The organism is Mycobacterium sp. 852002-51163_SCH5372311 (assembly GCF_001667115.1).
GTDB lineage: Bacteria > Actinomycetota > Actinomycetes > Mycobacteriales > Mycobacteriaceae > Mycobacterium.
Genome location: NZ_LZIJ01000124.1, coordinates 17,654 through 37,557 on the forward strand (window position 1 = coordinate 17,654; position 19,904 = coordinate 37,557).

General features: G+C 63.0%; 21 protein-coding genes. 12 read left to right on the plus strand and 9 right to left on the minus strand.

Annotated features, from left to right (window positions below):
- Positions 1-77: 77 nt before the first annotated feature.
- Positions 78-311: a hypothetical protein gene (locus A5791_RS15515; protein WP_067238370.1), complete on the plus strand. Its 234-nt coding sequence runs from the start codon at positions 78-80 to the stop codon at positions 309-311.
- Positions 301-612: a type II toxin-antitoxin system PemK/MazF family toxin gene (locus tag A5791_RS15520; protein WP_067238375.1), complete on the plus strand. Its 312-nt coding sequence runs from the start codon at positions 301-303 to the stop codon at positions 610-612. Before A5791_RS15515 ends, A5791_RS15520 begins: the two co-directional genes overlap by 11 nt.
- Positions 613-671: 59 nt before the next feature.
- Here A5791_RS15520 and A5791_RS15525 read toward each other — a convergent pair whose 3' ends face one another.
- Positions 672-1,922 carry an HNH endonuclease signature motif containing protein gene (locus A5791_RS15525; protein WP_067238655.1) on the minus strand — a complete coding sequence of 417 codons (1,251 nt, stop codon included), beginning with the start codon at positions 1,920-1,922 and terminating at the stop codon, positions 672-674.
- A 652-nt stretch (positions 1,923-2,574) separates the two neighbouring features.
- Here A5791_RS15525 and A5791_RS15530 point away from each other — a divergent pair.
- The 7 genes from A5791_RS15530 to A5791_RS15560 all read left to right on the plus strand — a co-directional run bounded on the left by A5791_RS15530 (position 2,575) and on the right by A5791_RS15560 (position 8,183).
- A complete protein-coding gene (locus A5791_RS15530) occupies positions 2,575-2,904 on the plus strand; it encodes a helix-turn-helix transcriptional regulator (protein ID WP_067238377.1) in 330 nt (109 codons plus the stop codon).
- Positions 2,905-2,906: 2 nt separating this feature from the next.
- Complete coding sequence (locus A5791_RS15535; protein ID WP_067238380.1) at positions 2,907-3,347, plus strand: SRPBCC family protein; 441 nt, start codon at positions 2,907-2,909, stop codon at positions 3,345-3,347.
- Between the two features lie 18 nt (positions 3,348-3,365).
- Positions 3,366-3,722, plus strand: a complete 357-nt coding sequence (locus A5791_RS15540; RefSeq protein ID WP_067238382.1) for a VOC family protein — start codon at positions 3,366-3,368, stop codon at positions 3,720-3,722.
- A gap of 244 nt (positions 3,723-3,966) precedes the next feature.
- Positions 3,967-4,362 carry a metalloregulator ArsR/SmtB family transcription factor gene (locus tag A5791_RS15545; RefSeq protein ID WP_067238384.1) on the plus strand — a complete coding sequence of 132 codons (396 nt, stop codon included), beginning with the start codon at positions 3,967-3,969 and terminating at the stop codon, positions 4,360-4,362.
- 128 nt (positions 4,363-4,490) lie between these two features.
- Positions 4,491-5,426, plus strand: coding sequence for a cation diffusion facilitator family transporter (locus tag A5791_RS15550; RefSeq protein ID WP_197504703.1), 936 nt, complete (start codon positions 4,491-4,493; stop codon positions 5,424-5,426).
- Positions 5,427-5,543: 117 nt separating this feature from the next.
- Positions 5,544-5,684, plus strand: coding sequence for a hypothetical protein (locus A5791_RS26520; protein WP_156661351.1), 141 nt, complete (start codon positions 5,544-5,546; stop codon positions 5,682-5,684).
- A 651-nt stretch (positions 5,685-6,335) separates the two neighbouring features.
- Positions 6,336-8,183 carry a pentapeptide repeat-containing protein gene (locus A5791_RS15560; protein WP_156661354.1) on the plus strand — a complete coding sequence of 616 codons (1,848 nt, stop codon included), beginning with the start codon at positions 6,336-6,338 and terminating at the stop codon, positions 8,181-8,183.
- A 112-nt stretch (positions 8,184-8,295) separates the two neighbouring features.
- Here A5791_RS15560 and ngg read toward each other — a convergent pair whose 3' ends face one another.
- Both ngg and A5791_RS15570 read right to left on the minus strand, forming a co-directional pair.
- Complete coding sequence (ngg, locus tag A5791_RS15565) at positions 8,296-10,080, minus strand: N-acetylglutaminylglutamine synthetase (protein WP_067238395.1); 1,785 nt, start codon at positions 10,078-10,080, stop codon at positions 8,296-8,298.
- Between the two features lie 167 nt (positions 10,081-10,247).
- A complete protein-coding gene (locus A5791_RS15570; RefSeq protein ID WP_082966950.1) occupies positions 10,248-10,907 on the minus strand; it encodes a TetR/AcrR family transcriptional regulator in 660 nt (219 codons plus the stop codon).
- An 81-nt stretch (positions 10,908-10,988) separates the two neighbouring features.
- On the opposite strand from A5791_RS15570, the gene A5791_RS15575 reads away from it, so the two are divergent.
- Positions 10,989-11,456, plus strand: a complete 468-nt coding sequence (locus A5791_RS15575) for a hypothetical protein (RefSeq protein ID WP_067238402.1) — start codon at positions 10,989-10,991, stop codon at positions 11,454-11,456.
- On the opposite strand, the gene A5791_RS27740 is transcribed toward A5791_RS15575, so the two are convergent.
- Together A5791_RS27740 and A5791_RS15585 are read right to left on the minus strand one after the other, a co-directional pair.
- Positions 11,442-11,777 (minus strand): nitroreductase family deazaflavin-dependent oxidoreductase, encoded by a 336-nt coding sequence (locus A5791_RS27740; RefSeq protein WP_082966951.1) that lies wholly within the window; start codon positions 11,775-11,777, stop codon positions 11,442-11,444. The two genes, A5791_RS15575 and A5791_RS27740, sit on opposite strands and share 15 nt — an antisense overlap.
- Before the next feature lie 90 nt (positions 11,778-11,867).
- Positions 11,868-13,229 carry an NAD(P)/FAD-dependent oxidoreductase gene (locus A5791_RS15585; RefSeq protein WP_067238409.1) on the minus strand — a complete coding sequence of 454 codons (1,362 nt, stop codon included), beginning with the start codon at positions 13,227-13,229 and terminating at the stop codon, positions 11,868-11,870.
- 104 nt (positions 13,230-13,333) lie between these two features.
- Here A5791_RS15585 and A5791_RS15590 point away from each other — a divergent pair, with 104 nt between their 5' ends.
- Positions 13,334-13,975, plus strand: a complete 642-nt coding sequence (locus tag A5791_RS15590; RefSeq protein ID WP_067238412.1) for a TetR/AcrR family transcriptional regulator — start codon at positions 13,334-13,336, stop codon at positions 13,973-13,975.
- 40 nt (positions 13,976-14,015) lie between these two features.
- Here A5791_RS15590 and A5791_RS15595 read toward each other — a convergent pair whose 3' ends face one another.
- The 4 genes from A5791_RS15595 to A5791_RS15610 form a co-directional block, all read right to left on the minus strand.
- The gene (locus A5791_RS15595; RefSeq protein ID WP_082966953.1) at positions 14,016-14,405 is read right to left on the minus strand and encodes a DUF1801 domain-containing protein; all 390 of its coding nucleotides are present in this window, start codon (positions 14,403-14,405) and stop codon (positions 14,016-14,018) included.
- Positions 14,406-14,437: 32 nt separating this feature from the next.
- Positions 14,438-15,316 carry a glyoxalase III HchA gene (gene hchA / locus A5791_RS15600; RefSeq protein WP_067238416.1) on the minus strand — a complete coding sequence of 293 codons (879 nt, stop codon included), beginning with the start codon at positions 15,314-15,316 and terminating at the stop codon, positions 14,438-14,440.
- Positions 15,317-15,471: 155 nt separating this feature from the next.
- On the minus strand, positions 15,472-17,145 hold the full coding sequence (locus A5791_RS15605) for a tetratricopeptide repeat protein (RefSeq protein WP_067238419.1): 1,674 nt from the start codon (positions 17,143-17,145) through the stop codon (positions 15,472-15,474).
- 86 nt (positions 17,146-17,231) lie between these two features.
- Positions 17,232-18,464, minus strand: a complete 1,233-nt coding sequence (locus A5791_RS15610) for an acyl-CoA dehydrogenase family protein (RefSeq protein ID WP_067238422.1) — start codon at positions 18,462-18,464, stop codon at positions 17,232-17,234.
- A 180-nt stretch (positions 18,465-18,644) separates the two neighbouring features.
- Between A5791_RS15610 and A5791_RS15615 the strand changes: the two genes are divergently transcribed.
- The gene (locus tag A5791_RS15615) at positions 18,645-19,733 is read left to right on the plus strand and encodes an NAD(P)-dependent oxidoreductase (RefSeq protein WP_067238659.1); all 1,089 of its coding nucleotides are present in this window, start codon (positions 18,645-18,647) and stop codon (positions 19,731-19,733) included.
- Positions 19,734-19,904 lie beyond the last annotated feature (171 nt).

Below are 19,904 nucleotides of genomic sequence, written 5' to 3' on the forward strand. Positions count from 1 at the left end.
GCGGCGGATCGCGCCGACGCGGAGGAGATGCTCATGCGGACCGGCGATTGTCTTACAAAACGTCGTACACTGCTAACATGGCCGACACGATTACCTTCCGGCCCGACGAAGACACGTCGAAGGCGCTCGAGGTCTTGACCAAGGACGGCACGCCCGTATCCGCGGCCGTGCGGTCCGCTCTGATCGATGCCGCACGACGGAAGGCCAGCGCGGCGATTCGCGCCGAGGCGGAAAGGCTTGCCGACGACGAGTCGGACCGCCGTGAGGCCATGCAGGTGCTACGCGACATGGAGACCCTGCGTGCGTGGTGAGGTCTTTGGGCTGCATGCCAGACGGGGGAGCCGCGGTCACGAGCAAACAGGCGCTCGCTATGCCGTCGTAGTCCAATCGGATCAACTGCCGCTGTCGACCTGGCTGGTCGCACCGACGTCCACGTCAGCTCGTGCCGCAAGCTTTCGCCCCGAGGTCGAAATCGGTGGCATGAACACACGCGTGCTTGCCGAGCAGGCAGCAGCGGTTAACCCGGGTCGGCTCGGCAAGAGCGTTGGATTCCTCAGCTTCGACGAGATGCGCCGCGTTGATGCGGCGCTGCGCATAGTCCTGGACCTATAGCAAAAACGCATGTCTTCTGCGAAATCGTTAGGGGTCGGCCGCCCTGCATGGTTGCCGGCCTAGTTGGTCGTTGGTGGTGCTTGCGGTTGAAACGGTTCGTACCACCACCAGTCGGCTCGCTCACCGGTCGGTCCGGGGCAGGGTGCGACCGAGGGCGCCGGGCTGCTGGGTGGACGGGCCAGCGATCCTGGGTGGAGTTCCTGGCCGTTGCTGTCGGTGACGACAAGGTGGCTGGCTGGTCCGGTAATGGTGATGATGCCTCGGTGATGTAGACGGTGGTGATAGGGACACAGCAGCACCAGGTTGTTCAGCTCGGTCATGCCGCCGTCTTCCCAGTGCCGGATGTGATGGGCGTGCAGTCCGCGGGTGGCTCCGCAACCGGGAACGGCGCATGTGGGGTGGCGGTGTTCGAGTGCGCGGCGGAGCCGACGGCTGATCGTGCGGGTCGATCGGCCACAGCCGATCACTTCGCCCTCCCGTTCAAACCACACTTCACAGGTGGAGTCGCACGTCAGGTACTGCCGCTCGGATTCCGACAACAATGGGCCCAGATGCAGGGCGCCGATCTGCTGCTTGACATCTAAGTGCACCACCACCGTGGTCCGATGCCCATGCGGTCGACGTTGCACCTCAGCATCCCAGCCAGTCTCGACCAGCCGCATGAACGCATCCGTCTGGGTCGGCATCGGGGGCTGTTGATCAGGCTTGCCGCTGCTACTGTCGCGGTCGCGTGTCCACTCTGCCATGAGCGCATCACGATGCGACTGCAGTGCGGCCTCGAACGTTGCCGATTCGGCATGCGGGAGTGCGATGCGCCAGAAGTCGATCTCTGCGTTGGTGGTTTTGGTGATCGTTGGCTGCGGTTCGGGACGAGGACCGGGTTCGGAGCGCGGTTCCAACTTGATGGCGGTGCGCAGCTGGCTGACCGTGGCAACGCCTGCCAGCTTCGCATAGTGCTCGTCGGATCCGTCGCCCGCTCGCTGCGCGATCACACCAACCTGGTCTAGCGACAAGCGGCCTTCACGCATCTCCTCGGCGCAGCGGGGAAACGATTCGAGCCGGTGTGCCACGGTCGCGATCGCTGCGGCGTTGCTCGGTGACGAGCCGGTCTTCCAGGCCACCAGCGCCGCGACAGACCGCGCCCCGGTAGCGCCCCACAGTTCGTCGCGATCGATCTCGGCGACGATCTCGACGATGCGTCCATCGATCGCATTGCGCTGACCGGTCAACTCCGACAGTTCCTCGAAGAGCACCTCCAGACGTGTGCCAGGACGCGCGTCGGCGCTGACTGACGTCGCGTTCGAGGACATGACATGAGCATTGCACTCGAGTACGACAAATTTCGGCACGCCCAGCCGCGTGCTGATCAAAGGCGCTAGGAGAGGACCGCAGTGGCGAAAGCCGCTAAGGCACCCGAAGACCGCCTCGCTTACCTGACATAGTGTCGCTTATCGGCATAGAGGCGCCGCCCGAGTTACATTTGGTGAAGGGCTGCAACTCTTGATAATTGGTTGATCCGAGCACGTCGGCACGCCCAGTTCGCCAGATCAACTTCCTGCCGGGCTACTCGTTTCGGCTGCGCATATACCGAGGTCGCCGTTCGGTTCGATCACCTCAGCGACACCTTGAGCATGCCCTAGAGGACCATCGCGATGGTTGCCATCGACCACCCACCCTGGCCCCCACGTGGCGCCCATCATTACGTCACAGTGACGAAATCATCCGTGTCGCACGGGCTATCGAAGCGCCGCGTTGGATTCCCAGTCGGTCGAGCTTCTTACCACCCCCCGGCACGCCTTACGGACTTGCGCCGATGGATCGCGAGCGCACATGAAGGTGCCGCGGCCGTCAGACTTGGCGACGCAGAATTACGCAGGGTTCCAGATTCACCGCGCGACAACGCCTCTAACATAGTTAAGCAGGTACTTGACTTTTCTACTTGACGCGTCGATAGTTAAGTACATGCCTAACCAATCTGGGTTTGATCGGATAGGTCGCGTTTTTCACGCACTCGCCGACCCAACCCGCCGGACGATCGTGGAACGGCTCGTCCGAAGGCCGGCGCCGGTGAAGGCGTTGGCCGAGCCACTCGCGATGTCCCTGCCCGCGGTCATGCAACACCTGAAGGTGCTTGAAGATGCGGGCGTCATCATCACCGAAAAAGTCGGTCGCGTACGCAGCTGCCGGATCGAACCGAACGCACTACGTGAAGCCGAGCGCTGGCTCAGCGGACAACGCACGGAATGGGAACAGCAGCTCGATCAGCTCGATGACTACCTGAAGGGAAAGTGATTATGGGAGTTACACACTCGACGTTCACGCTGGAACGGCGCTACCCGGCCCCAGTGGAGCGGGTGTTCGAGGCATGGGCAAATCCGGAGGCGCGCAAGCGCTGGATGGCTCAGGGAGCAGAGCACTCCCAGAACTTCATCGTCGGAGGACTCGAGACGGTCAAGGGGTCCGATCCACAGGGCCGTCCGTTGACCTACAAGGCGCAGTACGCCGAGATCGTGACCAACGAACGAATTCTCACCACGTCCACGCTGCACACCGGAGATCGGCTGTCGACCGTCTCCGTCACCAGTATCGAATTTCAAGCAGAGGACGCTGGCACCCTGCTGATACTGACCGAGCACGGTATGTATCTGCCCGGCCAGGAGCAACCAGATTGGCGTGAGCATGGAACCGCCAAGCAATTGGACACTCTTGCTGCGGAATTCGTAAACGACCACTAGGGCAAAGGAGAGCTGATCATGGCTCAAGTTGATTACGTGCTTGCAGTGCTTGCGGTTAGCGACATCGAGACGGGTAAGTCTTGGTACACAAAACTTTTCGGCCGCGGACCTGACAACAATCCGATGTCGAACCTTGTGGAATGGCAGGTCACCGACGGCGGGTGGGTGCAAGTTACGGAGGACCCTCAGCGCGCCGGCAACGGGATGCTCAACCTCGCCGTGTCCGATATCGAGGAAGGTGCTCGTGAACTGCGCGAGATAGGTATAGACGCGGGTGACATCATCAACGCCAACAAAGGTGTACGACTGTGCCCGATCACCGACCCTGACAGCAACAAGATCCAACTGGTCGGCAATTTCCGAGTGAAGTACTGACGAGCTGATCGGCTCGCAGTGACTCCCCTTCGCAAGAACTGCACTTCGCAAGCACACACTGCTACCAATTAACTGATGCGAGTTTAATTGCGGCCCTGATGATTTCGCATGGTGGCGGCAAGTCGGCGTAGATCCAGCCCGGTTCGCTCATCACAGCAGCGGCAGGTATCCATCTCGTCTGTCCAAAGAAGCCTCGCGAAGATCTGTTCTTGGAGCGGACAGGACACTGGTCTATTATCTGCGTATGAACGCAGATAATAGGCCCGATCGGATCGACGACGATCAGGCCGCGCTGGTGGTCGAGGTGTTCCGGATGCTTGCCGATCCCACCCGCATCCAGATCCTCTGGGCACTGACCGGCCAGGAACTGTCGGTCACCCAGCTCGCCGACCATGTCGGCAAACCCGGCCCGTCGGTGTCGCAGCACCTGGCGAAACTGCGGATGGCCCGGCTGGTCCGCACCCGCCGCGAGGGCACGACGGTGTTCTACAGCCTGGAAAACGAGCACGTCCGACAACTGGTCACCGACGCCGTCTACAACGCCGAGCACGCCGGCCCCGGCGTGCCCGCCCATCACCGCGGCGATGCGGTCGTGCACCCCATCACCACGACCCACACGCGAAAGACCGGGCGCCGGTGACACATACCGACACCTGCTCCAGCGCCCACAGCCATGGCCATAGCCATGGCCATAGCCATGGCCATAGCCACGGCGATTCCCCTGACCGTCCGCACGGGCACGGTCATGATCACGATCACCCGAAAGGCCTGCGCGGCAGAATCGCCGAGGTTTTCGCCCCGCACAGCCACGACGCCGCCGACAGCATCGACGACGCCCTGGCGTCCAGCGCCGCGGGCATCCGCGCGGTCAAGATCGGCCTGATCGCGCTCGGTATCACCGCGGCCATCCAGGTCGCCATCGTGATCGTGTCAGGATCGGTAGCACTGGCCGCCGACACGATCCACAACTTCTCCGACGCCCTGACCGCCGTCCCGCTGTGGATTGCCTTCGCTCTCGGAATCCGCACCGCCACACGGCGATACACATACGGATATGGTCGCGCCGAGGATCTCGCCGGTCTGTTCGTGGTAGCAATGATCGCGGCGTCAGCCGTCATCGCCGGCTACGAAGCCGTGCAGCGGCTCGTCCACCCCGCCGCCATCGACCACCTCGGCTGGGTCGCGGCCGCCGGACTCATCGGCTTCGCCGGCAACGAACTGGTAGCTGTCTACCGCATCCGGGTCGGTCGCCGCATCGGATCGACCGCCCTGGTAGCCGATGGCCTGCACGCCCGCACCGACGGATTCACCTCCCTGGCCGTACTCCTGGGCGCAGGCGGCGTCGCCCTGGGTTATCCGATCGCCGACCCCCTCATCGGATTGGTGATCACCTTCGCCATCCTGGCCGTCCTGCGGATCGCCGTGCGCGATGTTTTCCGCCGCCTGCTCGACGGTGTCGACCCCGCACTGGTCGACGCCGCCGAAACCACCCTCGCTGCCCGGCCCGGCGTCCGCGCCGTTCGCAGCGTCCGGCTGCGTTGGATCGGTCACCAACTCCACGCCGACGCCGAACTCGACATCGAGCCGCAACTGAGCCTGGCCGACGCCCACCGCATCGCCCACGACGCCGAACACGCGCTCACCCACGCCGTCCCCAAACTCACCACTGCCCTCATCCACGCCTACCCCGCCCACATCCCCTGACCTGCGGGTCAAAGCGGCGGAGCCTACGCCGATCACGACGAGGTGCGTTGTGAGCACGAGCAGCGACGCGTCCCGTCGGAGCGGGAGCGGGTGCAGTCGAGTGTGAAGATTGGTGGCGTGCCATTTTGGACTAACCATCCGCTGCGACCGTTCGCCGAGAGAGTGCTGGGTGAATGCCGCACCCGAGTCCTGGCGTTGCGGTTCCTGGCGACGCTGATCCGGCACGCGGGCAGTAGGCGATGGATCCCGGCAGAATGACACGCTGACGGCATGGATGCCATGCCGCGGCAACTACCCGACCGTCGACCACGGCTACCCCGAACGGACGCCCGGGATATGCAATGAGCGGCCCATCGGGACATGAGACGACGATCTCGGGAGAGTACTGACCACGACCATTGTTCGGTGCCGCTGTATCCAAACACTCTGTTGTGGTCCAATGATCTGACGGTACTGGTGGCACGCAGAACTTTGGGTGTGGTTGCCCCGCTGTCCGCTTACAAACCAGGTATGTACATTGAAATTGTAAAGCTGGTAATTTTCGCTGTTGATCGACTTGCACACTGAATCGATTACCTGAGTGGTGCCTTAAAACTTCACAGTTTTATTGAACCAGTCGCGCGGTATCTACATAAATCCCCAAACGCTGTTTCGCATCATGAACTGAGGTGATGAGATCGCTCGCCACTGCCCCTATGAGCGCCAGTGCTGCGCCCCCAGGTGCTACCTCGTGACCCATCTTCATGATGAGGAACCCGACCAGTCACCACCCACACACCATTATTGGCGTCTTGAAGCGCACCCTTTTGCTTGAGACTCGGTGAACTTACCCAGGCTTACGTCCTATTCTGTCGTAAGGCTGGAGGTTTGATTGGCTCCATTATGCAGAGGCAGGTAGATGTTGTGTGCTTGGATATTCGGGTGGCGCCAAGACAGCTTCCGTTGTATGCCGAGTGGTGGCGAAGCCATGCTGGCCGTAAGCGTAGGCGTCGCCGCAATATTCCGCTGTCCGTCGCGGTCACATCCGCGGTAATCATCGGTGCAGCCCTGATATGGCTAGGCTTTGCCGTTTTCGAGCAGGTTGTCGGGATCGACAATACGAAGCCCGCGAACCGCGCAGACGTCCTTAAAACCGCGCTTACCGCCGTCGCTGGAGTTGGTGGGGCAGTTGCCCTTGTCGTTGCCTACCGCCGCCAGCAAGATCTCGAAGAAGGCCGATTCGTCGAACGCTTCGGCGCCGCCGCCGCACAACTTGGCAACCCCGACCCGGCGGTGCGCATAGCCGGCGTCTATGCCATGGCCGGTGTGGCCGACGAGCGGAAAACCACATTTCTTCGCCGCCAACAATGCATCGACGTCCTCTGTGGTTACCTCCGGCTACCTTACGACCCCGCACAGGGGGACAGCCACGTCACCGAACTGGTCACCACGACTCGTCCTTCCGGAGGCGCGGCAGGATCCGAGGAAGCCCGGCATCAAATCATCCGGCAGAACGATCGCGAGGTCCGGCAAACCATCGTGAGCGTCATAGCCGCGCACCTACGAAAAAGTGCCGAAGTCAATTGGTCCTTACATGATTTCGACTTCACGACCGCCTTATTCGAGGACGCTAACTTTGAGGAGACGGTGTTCAGCGGTGAGAAAACTGCTTTTGGCGGCGCGAGGTTTACCGGGTTCACTAGCTTCGACCACGCGTTGTTTAACGGCGGGTACGCCTTCTTTAAGAATGCGAAGTTTAGTGGCGACAAGACGATGGTCTCGTTCGACGACACCAAGTTTAGTGCAAAGTTCACATCGTTCGCCGGGGCCAAGTTCAACTGTTTCAATGCTTCGTTTAAAAGAATTATGTGTGCGGGAGACAAGTCTGTCATTACTTTCGAGAGGGCCGAGTTCGCCACCGAGCATACGACTTTCGATGGCGCGAAGTTCTCCGGCAGCTCCACCACATTTGAAAAAGCAACATTTGCCGCTAAGCTTACGTCATTCTGTAACGCGCAGTTCAGCAGCGTCATTACTGAGTTCGGAGATGCGACGTTCTGTGGTCAGCAGACATCGTCCGAGACCACGTTGTTAAATGCTCCGAAAACCTTATTCGAAAAATCAATCTTTAGCGGCGAGACAGTCTCCTTTGTGAGAACAAAATTTAGCGGGTCAACGACGAGCTTCACTGGGGCGGAATTCCGCAGCGCTGCGACCAAATTCGACGCGGCGCAGTTCACAGCAGCCACGACGAGTTTCAACGAAGCCAAGTTCACCGGTAAGGCCGCCACGTTCGACTGGGCGAGATTTGACAGTGCAATTATGTCGATGTTCGATGAGGCGCAATTCAGCGCGCAGCTTACATCGTTCGAAGCAGCGACGTTCTCCGACTCCACCTCGTTCAATAGGGTAGAATTCAGCGGCGAGACCGCCACATTTAAAGCGACAAAATTCAATAAAGGCTTAATTTCGTTTGTCCGAGCGAGATTCGGCGCTTCGAATACCGAATTTATTGGCACTGAGTTTCGCGGGACAACCGTGTTCAGCGAAGCAACATTCGACGGTTTGGCCGCAACTGCCACGTTCGATAAGACAATATTTGGTGGTGACGACGATGGCCATACGACATTTTGCGGGACGACATTCCGCAACAAGTCCACCGTGTTTGCCCGACCGTTGAGGTGGAAGGTCTACTCCGACTGGGACCATTCTCGCGATGAAATGCCAGCCTGCATAAGCCCTAGAACATGGCCACCACAGCTATTCGACGAGAGCTGACACCCAACGACGACATACAGATTCGATGAGGTCAATACACCTACGCCTGTGCCCCGGACAGGTCGCCGGCGCGCTTTACCGTCACGCGAGTCGACGGCCATTGCACGGTCCGTCAGTCCGCGTTCTCTGGTGTCCAGGCCGGCGATTGCCCGTGCTTGCCCGGAAATAGGAAATCAACGAAAGCCGCTGCGGTGGGCTGTGGTTCATGATTGGCCAACCCCGGTCGCTCGTTCGCCTCGATAAAGACGTATTCGGCTTCGGTGACATCCGGGACAAGTAGGTCGATGCCGGTGACCGGAATACCGATCGCCTCAGCCGCTGCCACCGCAACGCGACACAGCTCTGGGTTCACTTCGGCCGTGACATCGTGGATTGTTCCACCCTGATGAAGGTTGGCGGTCCGGCGGACCTGCAACCGGGTTCCTTCAGGCAGCACGTCGTCGAGTGTCCAACCGGCTTCCGCGACTGTCGCCTCGGTGGCGTCATCGAGTGGGATTTGGGACTCACCACCGGTGGCCGCGGACCGCCGGCGGCTCTCGGCCGCAATCAGATCCCGCACGCTGTGCTTGCCGGTGCCAATCACCTCGGCAGGCATCCGCAATGCGGCGGCAACGACCCGGCCGTCGATCACGACCAACCGAAGATCGTCCCCGGCAACCATCTGTTCGAGCAGCACCTCAGGATGTTGCTCACGCGCGTGCGCCAGCGCGGCGGCGAGCTCGTCGGGACCGTTTTCGGCGCTAACACCGACGGTGATGCCTTTGCCCTGTTCTCCGCGGGTGGGCTTGACGACGACCTCCCCCACTTCCCTCGCAAAGGCGTAGTCCTCGTCGTCGAAGGTTGCGAGCCGGGCACGCGGCACGGTAATCCCGGCCGCGGCGACAAGTCGCCGGGTCAAGCGCTTGTCGTCGCACCGGCACATGGCGATCGCGGAAGTGAACTCGGACAGCGACTCTCGGGTGATCACGTTGCGGCCACCGAGGGTGAGTCGCATCTCGCCGGTTTCGGCGTCAAGTATCTCCACCCGGATTCCCCGTCGCAGCGCCTCTTCGGCAATGATGCGTGCGTAGGGATTGAGGTCGTCGACCGTCGCCGGCGTGGGGGTGAACAACGGCTCGTTGATCGCGTTCTTCCGCTTGATGGCCAACACCGGAACCCGCCGGAAACCCAGCTTCTCGTAGAGGGCAATTCCGGCGGCGTTGTCGTGCGCGACTGACAGATCCAGATAGGCGCGGCCCAGTTTCCGGAAGTGCTCAGCCAACTTTCGGGTCAGGGCTTCGCCGATCCCGGGCAGCCCGGCGGCTGAATCCACGGCCAAGGTCCACATGCTGGACCCGTGCTCCGGATCGGAGAAGAGCAACTCGTGGTCGACGCCAGTTACAGTGCCCACCACGGCGCCGTCGTCGTCACGCACCGCAAGCAGATATGTCACCGCGTCCGCATGCAGATGGTTGTGCCAAATCGTGTCCACGGGTGCCGGAACCATTCCGCAGCGGACCAGCACCCGATTCATGGCATCGGCATCTTCTCGGTCGTTCAGCGTGCGCATCGTCACGCCCGGAAGCGACGACGCCTGGCCTTCCTGCGGCGGCGAATCAGAGAAGCGGAGCCGATAGGTGTGGCTGGGATCGATGAAAAGCTCGTTCGGGGCTTTGGCGACGATCACATGGGCCTCGCGCGCGTAGATGCAGATGTCGCGCCGGCCCGGGGCTTCCCGTCGCAGCGCCTCCGCCACGGTGTCGGGATCGGCGAAGGTCTGGCCGAAGATGAGGCGGCCCCAACCCAATTCGAGCTCTACGTCCCTGGCCATCGCGCCCATCAGGTGGGTCGGCGCGACGTCATGCAGGCCAAGCGTGATCGCTTCGGGACGGTCCTCTACAGGATCGCTAGCGGTCATATCGCACTTCCGTCACAACCAGGCACTGACAGCGAGGTTCGACCAGCGCGAGCTGCCGCAGTCCATCGCCGTGTCGCGCCATCATCTCAGTCGAACCTCGTCGGTGGCCACGAACGTCTGTTTAACCGCATCGAGGATGTCTAACCCTACAGCGCGTTATCGGCTCACTACGTATCTCGATCGCCTGAACGCTGTGCGCGAGTGACGCGGCTGCTCGGCCGGTCCCGCTGTCGTCCGGGGGTCGGCGGCGGAGCTGCCAGGCCGTTGATGAGTAGGTCGACGAGGTCGTCGCCGAAGGCACGGTCGATCGGTCGGTCGACGACGAGGGCTCGGGCGAGTGCGGTGCCCAGGAACGCATCGATGACAAGGGTGAGATCGGCGCTGTCCCGGACGTCACCTCGCCCACGGGCCCGTTCCAGCAGCCCGTGCACGCGGCCGTACTCCGGCTCGATCAGCCGGCTGCGAATGAGTTGTGCCAGTTCGGGATTCGCGGCTATTTCGGTGAGAAGTCCGGGCAGTGCCACTCGCGCTTCGGGCGCAGCGAATTCGTCGACAGCCCAGGAATAGGCCTGGTTCAGGTCGTCGTGCAGATTGCCGGTATCGGGCATGGCCTTGGACTTGGTCTTGCCGAAAACCGCCTCGAACACCAGGACGGGCTTGGTGGGGAACCGCAAGTAGATCGTCGGCTTGGTGACACCAGCGCGGGCTGCGACGGCCTCCATCGACAATCCGGTATAGCCGACCTGCACCAAGAGCTCACGCGCGGCAGCGAGGATCGCCTGGTCAATGGCCGGATCGCGAGGCCGGCCCCGAGTCCTTGCAGCCACCCCGCAAATTATATACTATACGGTAAGTAAACTAATATCGGCGAGGTTTTGATGGTCTACCGAATCCCTGTTCCTGAACGTATGACGTCGCTGTCCGGTCTGGATCGGGTGGACTACGCCGACGCCTATGCCGCCCGTACGCCGATTGTGCGCACTCCCGAGCAGTGGGCACGCGCGATCGAAGAATCCCATGGCCTATTGATGCGCACCGTTGTTCGGCCCATCCACCGGCATGTGCTCGGGTTCCAGCTGGCACCCTCCGGTCTGCCCGGCCACGTAATCGGTTTCGAGATCTTGCACAGCGAAGCGTCCGAAGGAGTGCTGGGTACCTGCGGCCGCATCCTGACGCCGAGGATCGTCGCGCTCACTTCGCCGGGTCAGTTGGTGTTGTCGACGCTGGTGAAGTACGAGCACCCGAGCGCCCGGATCATCTGGAGCCTGGTGGGCCCCATCCACCGCATGGTGGAGCGATACCTGCTTGACTCCGCAACTCGTCGCGCGACGGTCACCCCGTCGCCCGCGAAGGTAAACGATTCAGCGCCTCGCTAGCTGAACGCGAAGCAGTTTGGGGTCGATCCCCAAACGCTTAGGCCCTTGGCGTGCATACCAATTGAAGCGAGCCAATATTTTGGAGTCCATGGGCTCGATCGACGCCGTGCCCGGCGACCATCGGCCGCGGATCCGCAGCCGCACGCGGGGTTCGGCCGCAATGTTCCGTGCGAAATCCGATTGCGTGCCGTGCACCGAGATCAACCACACGCAATCGCCATCTTGCGGTCCGCGCGCCAACGGCACCTGCCGGGGCTTGCCCGTGCGCCGGCCGACGGTTTCCAGAACGACCCACCAGGGGGCGATGCGAATCAGGGACATGTTGAGCGGGTTGGCGATTCACCAAAAGCGTCTCGCGTTAGAACGTTTCATCGCTGCCCCCTGCGCCCGGATAGAACTGAACACAGGCTCTCATGCCGCGGTCTCGACGGCCAAGTGGCGGCGGCGCCGGAAACGCTCACGTCGCATCGTGGATCGCGGCCGGCGGCTGTCCAGCCCGTAACGCGCTGCCGTGCGCAAGAACTCGCGCTTGGCCGTGCTGACAATCTCGCGGAGGGTGGCGGGGACTTGGCGTGGCTGATCACGCAGTGCGCCGACCGCCGCCCTCGCGAGTCGGGCAACCGTGAACAGCCTTGCCGGGGGCAGTTCGTGGTTGAGCACTCGCAGCAGTTGCCGGGTGGCGGCCTCGCTGCCGGCGATCTGCCGCATCATGCTGGTGATCAGTGGCGTCGACGGGCCCGCCACCCCCATATCCCTTGCGAGCCAGTACATCGCATAGGCGTCTTGGTCGCGCCATTGCCACCACCGCCGCAGGTGAGCATCCGCCTCGCCGTGGTCCAGGCCGGTAGAGATGGATTCGGCGAGTGTTTTCGCTTGGCGCAGCGCGTCGGCGATGCCCTGGGCAGGAGTGAAGTCCTTGAAATGTCCGGCGTCACCGACCAAAACCCATCCGGGGCCCGCGCTGCGACGAAAGTAACCGTGCCAGTCGGTCATCACGCGAATAGGGCCTTGCCGCTGCGCCCCTGCCAGCAGATCGGCCAGTTCCGGCCAGTGCGCCAGACCCGCGGCGAAGTTGCGCTTTCGGTCGGTATGGAAGTCGCCGGCCCTGGCGACGTCAATACCGATTCCGGCCATGTAGAGGCCGCTGTCGGTCGGGCTGGCGAGAAAAGCCAGATCGCCTCTCCTGCCGATCCGCAATCGCCCTTCGGTGTCTGCGACGCCGGCAAAGTAGCCCCACGCCGGTATCCGTCCGGGCGGGGTGACCAGGTACTCGGCGGCTCCGGTGGAGGCGGCGACGACTGAACGGCGCCCGTCGGCGCCTACGGTCAGCCGGGCCCGCACCGGGCCGTCGTTTGTCTGCACGCCCGTCACGCGGCCGGTGTCGTCGGCGAGCACCCCGGTCACCCGACACCCGGTGCGCACGTCGGCGCCCGCCGCAGCCGCGGCCTCTACCAGCAGCGCATCCAGGGTGACCCGGCGCACGCATAAGCCAGGTATGGCGAAGTCAACCGCGTCCAGGCTCGCGTCAATGCGCACATCCTCGTAGACCAGCGTGAATCGATCCAGTGGCACGGCGCCGTGAGCCAGAACGGCGTGCAGGACGTCAAGCTCGTCGAGAACCTCGACGCCACATGGCTGGATCACATGTGTAGACGGTGTTTCGCTGGGAAACCGCGCCCGGTCCAGCACGCACACCCGCAGGCCGCGCCGCGCGAGCATGGTGGCCAATGGTGCGCCGGCGCACCGGGCGCCCACGATCACGACGTCGTACACGGCTCCCCCTCGCTTGCCGAACCAGCGGATTCTTACCGGTGGTAAGTCTGCCGGTTCCCAACAAACTTATCAATGGTCAGATCATTTCGGTAGGGTGTCACTCGATGACAACCGGTGAGAAACGGCCGTACCACCACGGGCAGCTCGAGCGCGCTGCCGTTGACGGCGCCGTGCAAGAAGTCGAAACGGTCGGTGTGGCCGCAGTGAGCATGCGGCGCATCGCACGCCGGGCCGGTGTTTCCCACGCCGCGCTTGCCTACCAATTCGGCGACAAGACCGGAATCTTCACGGCCGTGGCCGCCGAAGGATTTCGGCTTTCCGCCGAGATGATCGGCCCCACCGCGAGCGGACCGGATGGGTTTTTGCGCGGCGGCCAAACCTACATCGCCTTCGCGCTCACTCACCCCGGCTACTTCGAGGTGATGTTTCGTCCCTATCTGTATCGCGTCGACGACCCGGACTTGGTGGCGGCGCGGGACGACGCCTTCGGCATTCTCTACGGGAGTGCGCGTGCCAGTCTGACCGCCCACCGGTCTGCACCGGTGTCAGAAGAGGACGTCCGTGCGCTCGTAATGGCGGGCTGGTCGCTCAGCCATGGGTTCGCCACGCTCGCGCTTACCGCCAACCTTGCCGAACAACTCAAAGCCGACCAACGCGACCTCGCCGCGCAGATTACCCAGGGCGTCATCACACTCGGAGAAATAGCGCAAGCTCAAAGCTCAGCGACTCGCAAAGCACGCCGGTAGACGCGCGGCTTCGCATCCGGATCAGCCGTGCCTGCAGTCCTCAGGCCTTCTGCACGTTCAGGTCTACGGCCGCGCGGATGAGTTCCTTCAGCGCCGTCTCATCGATCTTGTCGCCCTCCTCGAAATCAATGGCGCGTCTGGTGTTGCCATCGAGGCTGGCGTTGAAGAGACCTGCGGGGTCCTCTAGCGAGGCGCCCTTCGCGAAGGTCATTTTCACGACTTTCTTGTATGTCTCACCGGTGCAGATCATCCCGTCGTGATACCACACCGGGACTCCTCGCCACTTCCACTCCTCCACCACATCTGGATCGACCTGCCTGATGAGTTCTCTGATGCGCGAAAGTATTTCGCCTCGCCAGTCGCCCAAGTCCGTGATCCTGGCGTCTATCAATTCGGACGGAGAAGCTTCGCTCTTGTCGTTTTTGGCCAATTGAATATCCTTCGTCGATAATTTTGTGTGATTCAGTCAGCCCCGATATTCTCCAACAGAGCCTCGGCGGCAAGCCGGCCGAGTGCATTCGACGCCAGAGGGCTGTCGCCGGTCAGCAGGTTCCGATCCCGGTGAGTCATGCCGGTCATGTCGTCATTGCGAATGGTCAGACCTTGTTTGCTCAGCAGATCCGCGACCAGCCACTGCAAATGTCCTGGCAGATAACCAATTTCGAGATTCGGGCCCTGGTCCAGCGCGTCGGGGAACACACAGAGCTCGTATCCCTTGAAGGGCGACTCGTGCTCGCCCAGCGACGCCGCGAGCAACGCTGCCGGGCCATGACACAGGGTGATGATGAGCTTGTCGTTCGACAACGCCCAGCGCAGCGTCTGCCCCACCGATTCACTGGCCGGCAACCCGACCACGGCCCCGTGCCCACCCGGGATGAAGACGGCGAGATAGTCGGAACCCGGGCCGAGCTCGTCGGCGACGACATCGGTAAGCTTCTTGGGCTGCTTCAGTTTTGGTTTCAGCGCGTCGTATGTTGCCAGAACAGCCTCGTCCTCGCGCGGCATGGCCCAGAGTTCCAGCTTGGCCGGGTAGCCGGCGATCGTCGCGACGTCCACGTCGAAACCCGTCTCCATGATGTGGTGCAACGGAAGCAGCATCTCGACCGGATGGTTGCCCGTCGAGAACATCTTGCCGTTTTCCAACAAGACATAGCGCTCCTCGGTCGCAATCATCAGCACCTTCGACTTACCTGCGGTGTAGGCGTCCTTGTGCTGCACTCCATCAAAGTCGGTCTTCGGCGATGTGTACTGACTCAGCGAATACGGGGACGGGAAGAACGCGTTGTCTTCGGCGTCATCGGGCGTGGGTTCCTTGCTCAGCTTGTCTGCGTCGTGCGTCATAAGGTGACGGCTGCCCGTACGGCGCGCCCGGTAAACCCGGCGACGAGTTCCGGGCCTACCCGGCTCACGGAATTGTGACCTTCCCAGGCGACGACGTGGCTGATGCGGCTCCTGCTTCCTCATCCAGCGCCTGTCACTTTGGTTGAGCTGGTATGTCATTCATCGCAGCAACCCATGACGTCGAGCCGGCATGCGCACGACGCGCGAATCGGCACGTCGGCGTGCGCGGCGGCACGCTCGAGTTCTTCGCCGACGACAGCGGCTTCCGCGGTACGGCCAAGCCGCTGCAGACACTCGTGATAGCCGTGCAGGCTCCACACGTTCCGGGGGTGCTGACACGGCCTGGCCAACACCGGGTCCACACCCAGATCGACGGCATACACGGCAGCCGCCTCTTCGACGTGGCCTTGTTCGAGCAGCAATGCACCATACGCGTGGCGCGTGGGCTGCATCCAGCCCCATGGCTCGTCGTAGGGCAGCGCATCGTCGAGATTGACCGCGCGCTTCAGATGCCCGAATGCCTCGTCGAAATTCCCTGCACGGTAGGCGATCTCACCGTCCAACATGGCAGCGGCCACAGCCAGGATATCCCTGCTGGTGTTGTTGAACAGATACCGGGAGTCCGGAATTCGCTCATATGCCTGGATGAACGACGCGCGCTCGGCGTGTGCCTGCGCGAGTTGGCCGGTCGCAGCCAGCGCGATCCCGCGTCCGTAGTGCATCGTCGCGGCGGTGGTGCAGTACAGGTGGCGGTCATCCGGAAAAGGCTGCGCGATCAGCGCATCCCAACGTCCGAACCGCACCAGCACATGAGTTCGCAACGGGACGAACGCCTCGAGCCAGTCGGCCATCGGCGGGGACTCGATCGACAGCAGTTCGGTTGTGAGCTGGCCGGAGAGCTCATCGGCCGCCTGCAACGCAATCTGCGACTGCCCCTGAAACATCGCCGAATACACGACGAAGTGCAGATCGTGCGCCCGGTAGAGAGAGTAGAAGTTCAACGGGCCCTCGCGGCGTACGAAGCGCCGGTCCGCCTGCACTGCAGCAACATTCGCTTCCACCGAGCGGTGGTAGTCGCCGCACAGGACGTCGATGTGGCTTGGCATGTGCTGTAGATGGCCGGCGTCGGGAACCAAGTCGCGCAATAGGTCGGCGGCCGGCTTTGCCTTTTCGGGGATCGGGGACATCTCCATGGTGTGCAAATACAGGTGCAGTATTCCCGGGTGTTCGCGACCAGCGGGCCGCTCGAGTGCATTCTCGAGGATCCGCGCGGCCTCGACCACGCGTGAGCCGGGTGCGGGCTCACCGGTACCGGTGTCCCACAGGGCCCATGCCGTCACATTGACCAGCGCGTCAGCGGCCAGCGCTTGCACGTCGATGTCGTCGGGATACGCCGCAGCAAGCGCCGTCATTGCGTCGGCGTAGACGACAAGACCGGACTGCAGCGCATCAGCATCGTTCGGGTCGCCACCCGGAAATCGCGCATGGAGCGCGGTGATGAGCCCACGTTCGACGGGGCTGGCCCGGCCCCGTGCGGCGAGCCGGAGTTCCCTGCGCGCGCGTGCGAGTGACGAACTCAGTTCAACCGGGTCGAACGCCTCCCACGCCTTGTTGTAGTTGGGGCCAACCGAATACGCGATTCCCCATCGCGCAATGGCCAGATCCTCGTCGAGTTCCAAAGCCCGCTCGAAGCAGCGGATCGCCTCTTCATGGTTGAACGCGTAGGCCCACACCATTCCGCGGTCGAACCAGATCTGCGCTTGCGCGGAAGGGGTGTCGATCGGTCGGTGGTAGGCGCCGAGGTCGAAGTACTGCTCGTCGGCAGTCATGTATGCACACTACTAAGGCGGACGCGATCACTTGAGTTTGCGCCGGTGGCGCGCCCTACTCGCACTTCGTCGCCAAGGACGCAGCGTCAACTGAGCCTGTTTCGCCGCACCTGGTTGAACGGCACGCCACGGTCAGCGGCGTATTCGCGGGGAAGGTTCAAGACCCGCTCGGCGATCACATTGCGCGCCATCTCGGTGGTACCACCGCCGATGCCGGCGATCTGGCGTCCCAAATAGCGAGTGCCGACATCGAGTAGCCCCGCCTCATCGTCGACAACGGCCGCCGAGCCGGCAACCTCTAGCGCGGCATCGGTTTCGACGTTGTGGACCGCAGCCATATACAACCGGATTATTGATCCGGCAGCGGGTGGCAGTGCCCCACTCGCTACGGCGTGGAAAACATGCTCGCTGAGCTGCCCGTGCACGGCGCGGTGGACCAGGGCCCGGCCGACCAGCTCCCGGACGTGTTCGCTTTCGCTCCGCTTCGCACTGCGGGCCACCGACATGAGGTCGATCGAAACATCCTGCGCCTCAGCGATTCCGGGGCCGCTGGTGTACTCCGAGCCGTCGCCCATGGTGCGGCGCTCGTGGTACAGCTGCCGCGATGCGACCGCCCACCCTTTGCCCGGTTCCCCTACCACGGCGTCGTCACCGACGTCGACGTCGTCGAAAAACTCTTCGCAGAACTCAGTCGAGCCGTTGACCTGCCGAATGCGATTGATCGTTATTCCGGGATGTCGGAGCGGCACAAGGAACATCGTCAGCCCGTCGTGTTTCGGGACTGCCCAGTCAGTGCGGGCCAGGCACAGGCCGTAGTCCGCGGCGAACGCCCAGGTGCTCCACGTCTTGGCGCCGTTGATGATCCAGCGTCCGTCTCGGCGGTCGGCGCGGGTGATGACGCCGGCGAGGTCCGAGCCTCCGCTGGGTTCCGACAACAGTTGCACCAGCACTTCGTCGCCGCGCAGCGCGGCCCTGATGTGACGCCGCTTCTGCTCTTCGCTGCCCATGTCGAGGATCGTCGCGCAGCAGATGGCGAACGACGGAACGTTGAGAATGAGCGGCGTCTCGTAGTCGAGAGATTCGGCGTCGAACGCCTTCTTGTACTCGTAGCCCAACCCAAGCCCGCCGTACTCGCGGGGAAAGCAGATTCCGGCGAATCCTCCGTCCCAGAGGATTCGCTGGAGTTCCCGGGCGCGCACCCAGGTGTCTTCTCCGTCGCGCGTGCGAATCGCCGGATTGTCGGGATCCAGCCGCGGCAAATTCGCCGCCAGCCAGGACCTGGCGCGGCTACGGAATTCCTCGACCCTCTCAACGGCCACGGTGTCGGATTCGTATGCGCGTCATCGCTGATGACCTCCCGCCACGCCGTTGCTGGGCGATCGCCCAGCAGTGCTTTAAGCACTGTACCGGACCGTGCCGCCGTGTCACCGCTACCTGTCGTCGCTGCCGCAGATGGTTTACAGTTTCTGCGTGAAATGTCACGCCTCCCCCGGTTCCGCATGACGGCCACCACGGTCCTGGTCACCGGGGCGTTCGGACAGATCGGCCGACGCTGCACCCAGATATTGCTGGACAGGGGACGTAGCGTCATCGCGATGGACCTGCGTACCGACGGCACGGCCGCGGTCGAGAAGAAGCTGTCCGCGCATCCTGGGCGCCTGATTCCGGCCTATATCGACCTGCGCGATCCGCAGGCAGTGCGTGAGCTGGTCCTGACCCATCAGCCCGCCGCCATCGTCCACCTTGCCGCGATCGTCTCGCCGCCGTCATACCGCAATCCCGCGCTGGCCCGAAGCGTCAATGTGGGTGGGACCGAAAACCTCCTGGCAGCGGCCTCGTCGCTGCCCGCCGCGCCGCTGTTCGTGATGGCGTCCAGCGCCGCGGTGTACGGGTCGCGCAATCCCTACCGCTATCCGGAGCGGATCACGCCTGACACCCCCGTGGACCCCATCGATCAGTACGGAGAGGACAAAGTGCTGGCGGAGGCCGCGGTACGCGCAAGCGGTCTACCGTACGCGCTGCTGCGGCTGGGCGGGGTCATGTCGCCGGACGCCCACTTCGACGGCGATTATCTGCTGCTGGTGCGGGCTACGCCCGGTGACAACCGCATGCACATGGTGGATTCGCGCGATGCCGCCCTGGCATTCGCCAATGCCGTCGACCGCGGCGCCAGCGTCGCCGGCAAGGTACTGCTCATCGGCGGCAACGAGTCGTACGTGAAGCTGTATCGCGACATCGAGGACGACATCATGGCCGCCGTCGGCGTGGGCCGCCTCGGTCCCTCGGCCAGCCTGCCAGGCGACCCGACGGATGATCGTGGCTGGGCTTTCACCGGCTGGTTCGACACCACCGAATCGCAGGCGCTGCTCGAGTTCCAACAGCACGACTGGCAACAGTCCGTGGCCTGGCTGGCCGAATCGCAGGGCCGCCTGCGCGTGGTGTTGCGGTTGCTGGGCCCGATCTTGCGCCCCGCGATGCGTGCGGCCCTGAGAATGCAGCGCCGCGCCGAACGCCGCGGTCCGTATGCCGACCCGTGGAGGCTGATCGCCGACAAGTATGGCGCCGCAGCGCTGGCCGGCGCGGACTGACGCAATGTAGTCGACCACACCCTCGGCCTGTAAGGCGTTGCCGGCAAACACATCTCCCAGCAACACTCGATGGCGAGACCGGCAAAACCCTGTGTACAAGCCGCCCCGGCCGCAGCATGTATTCGTATTCCACGCGGGCTACCGGCTACCCTGTGTCCTTACCAGATCGCA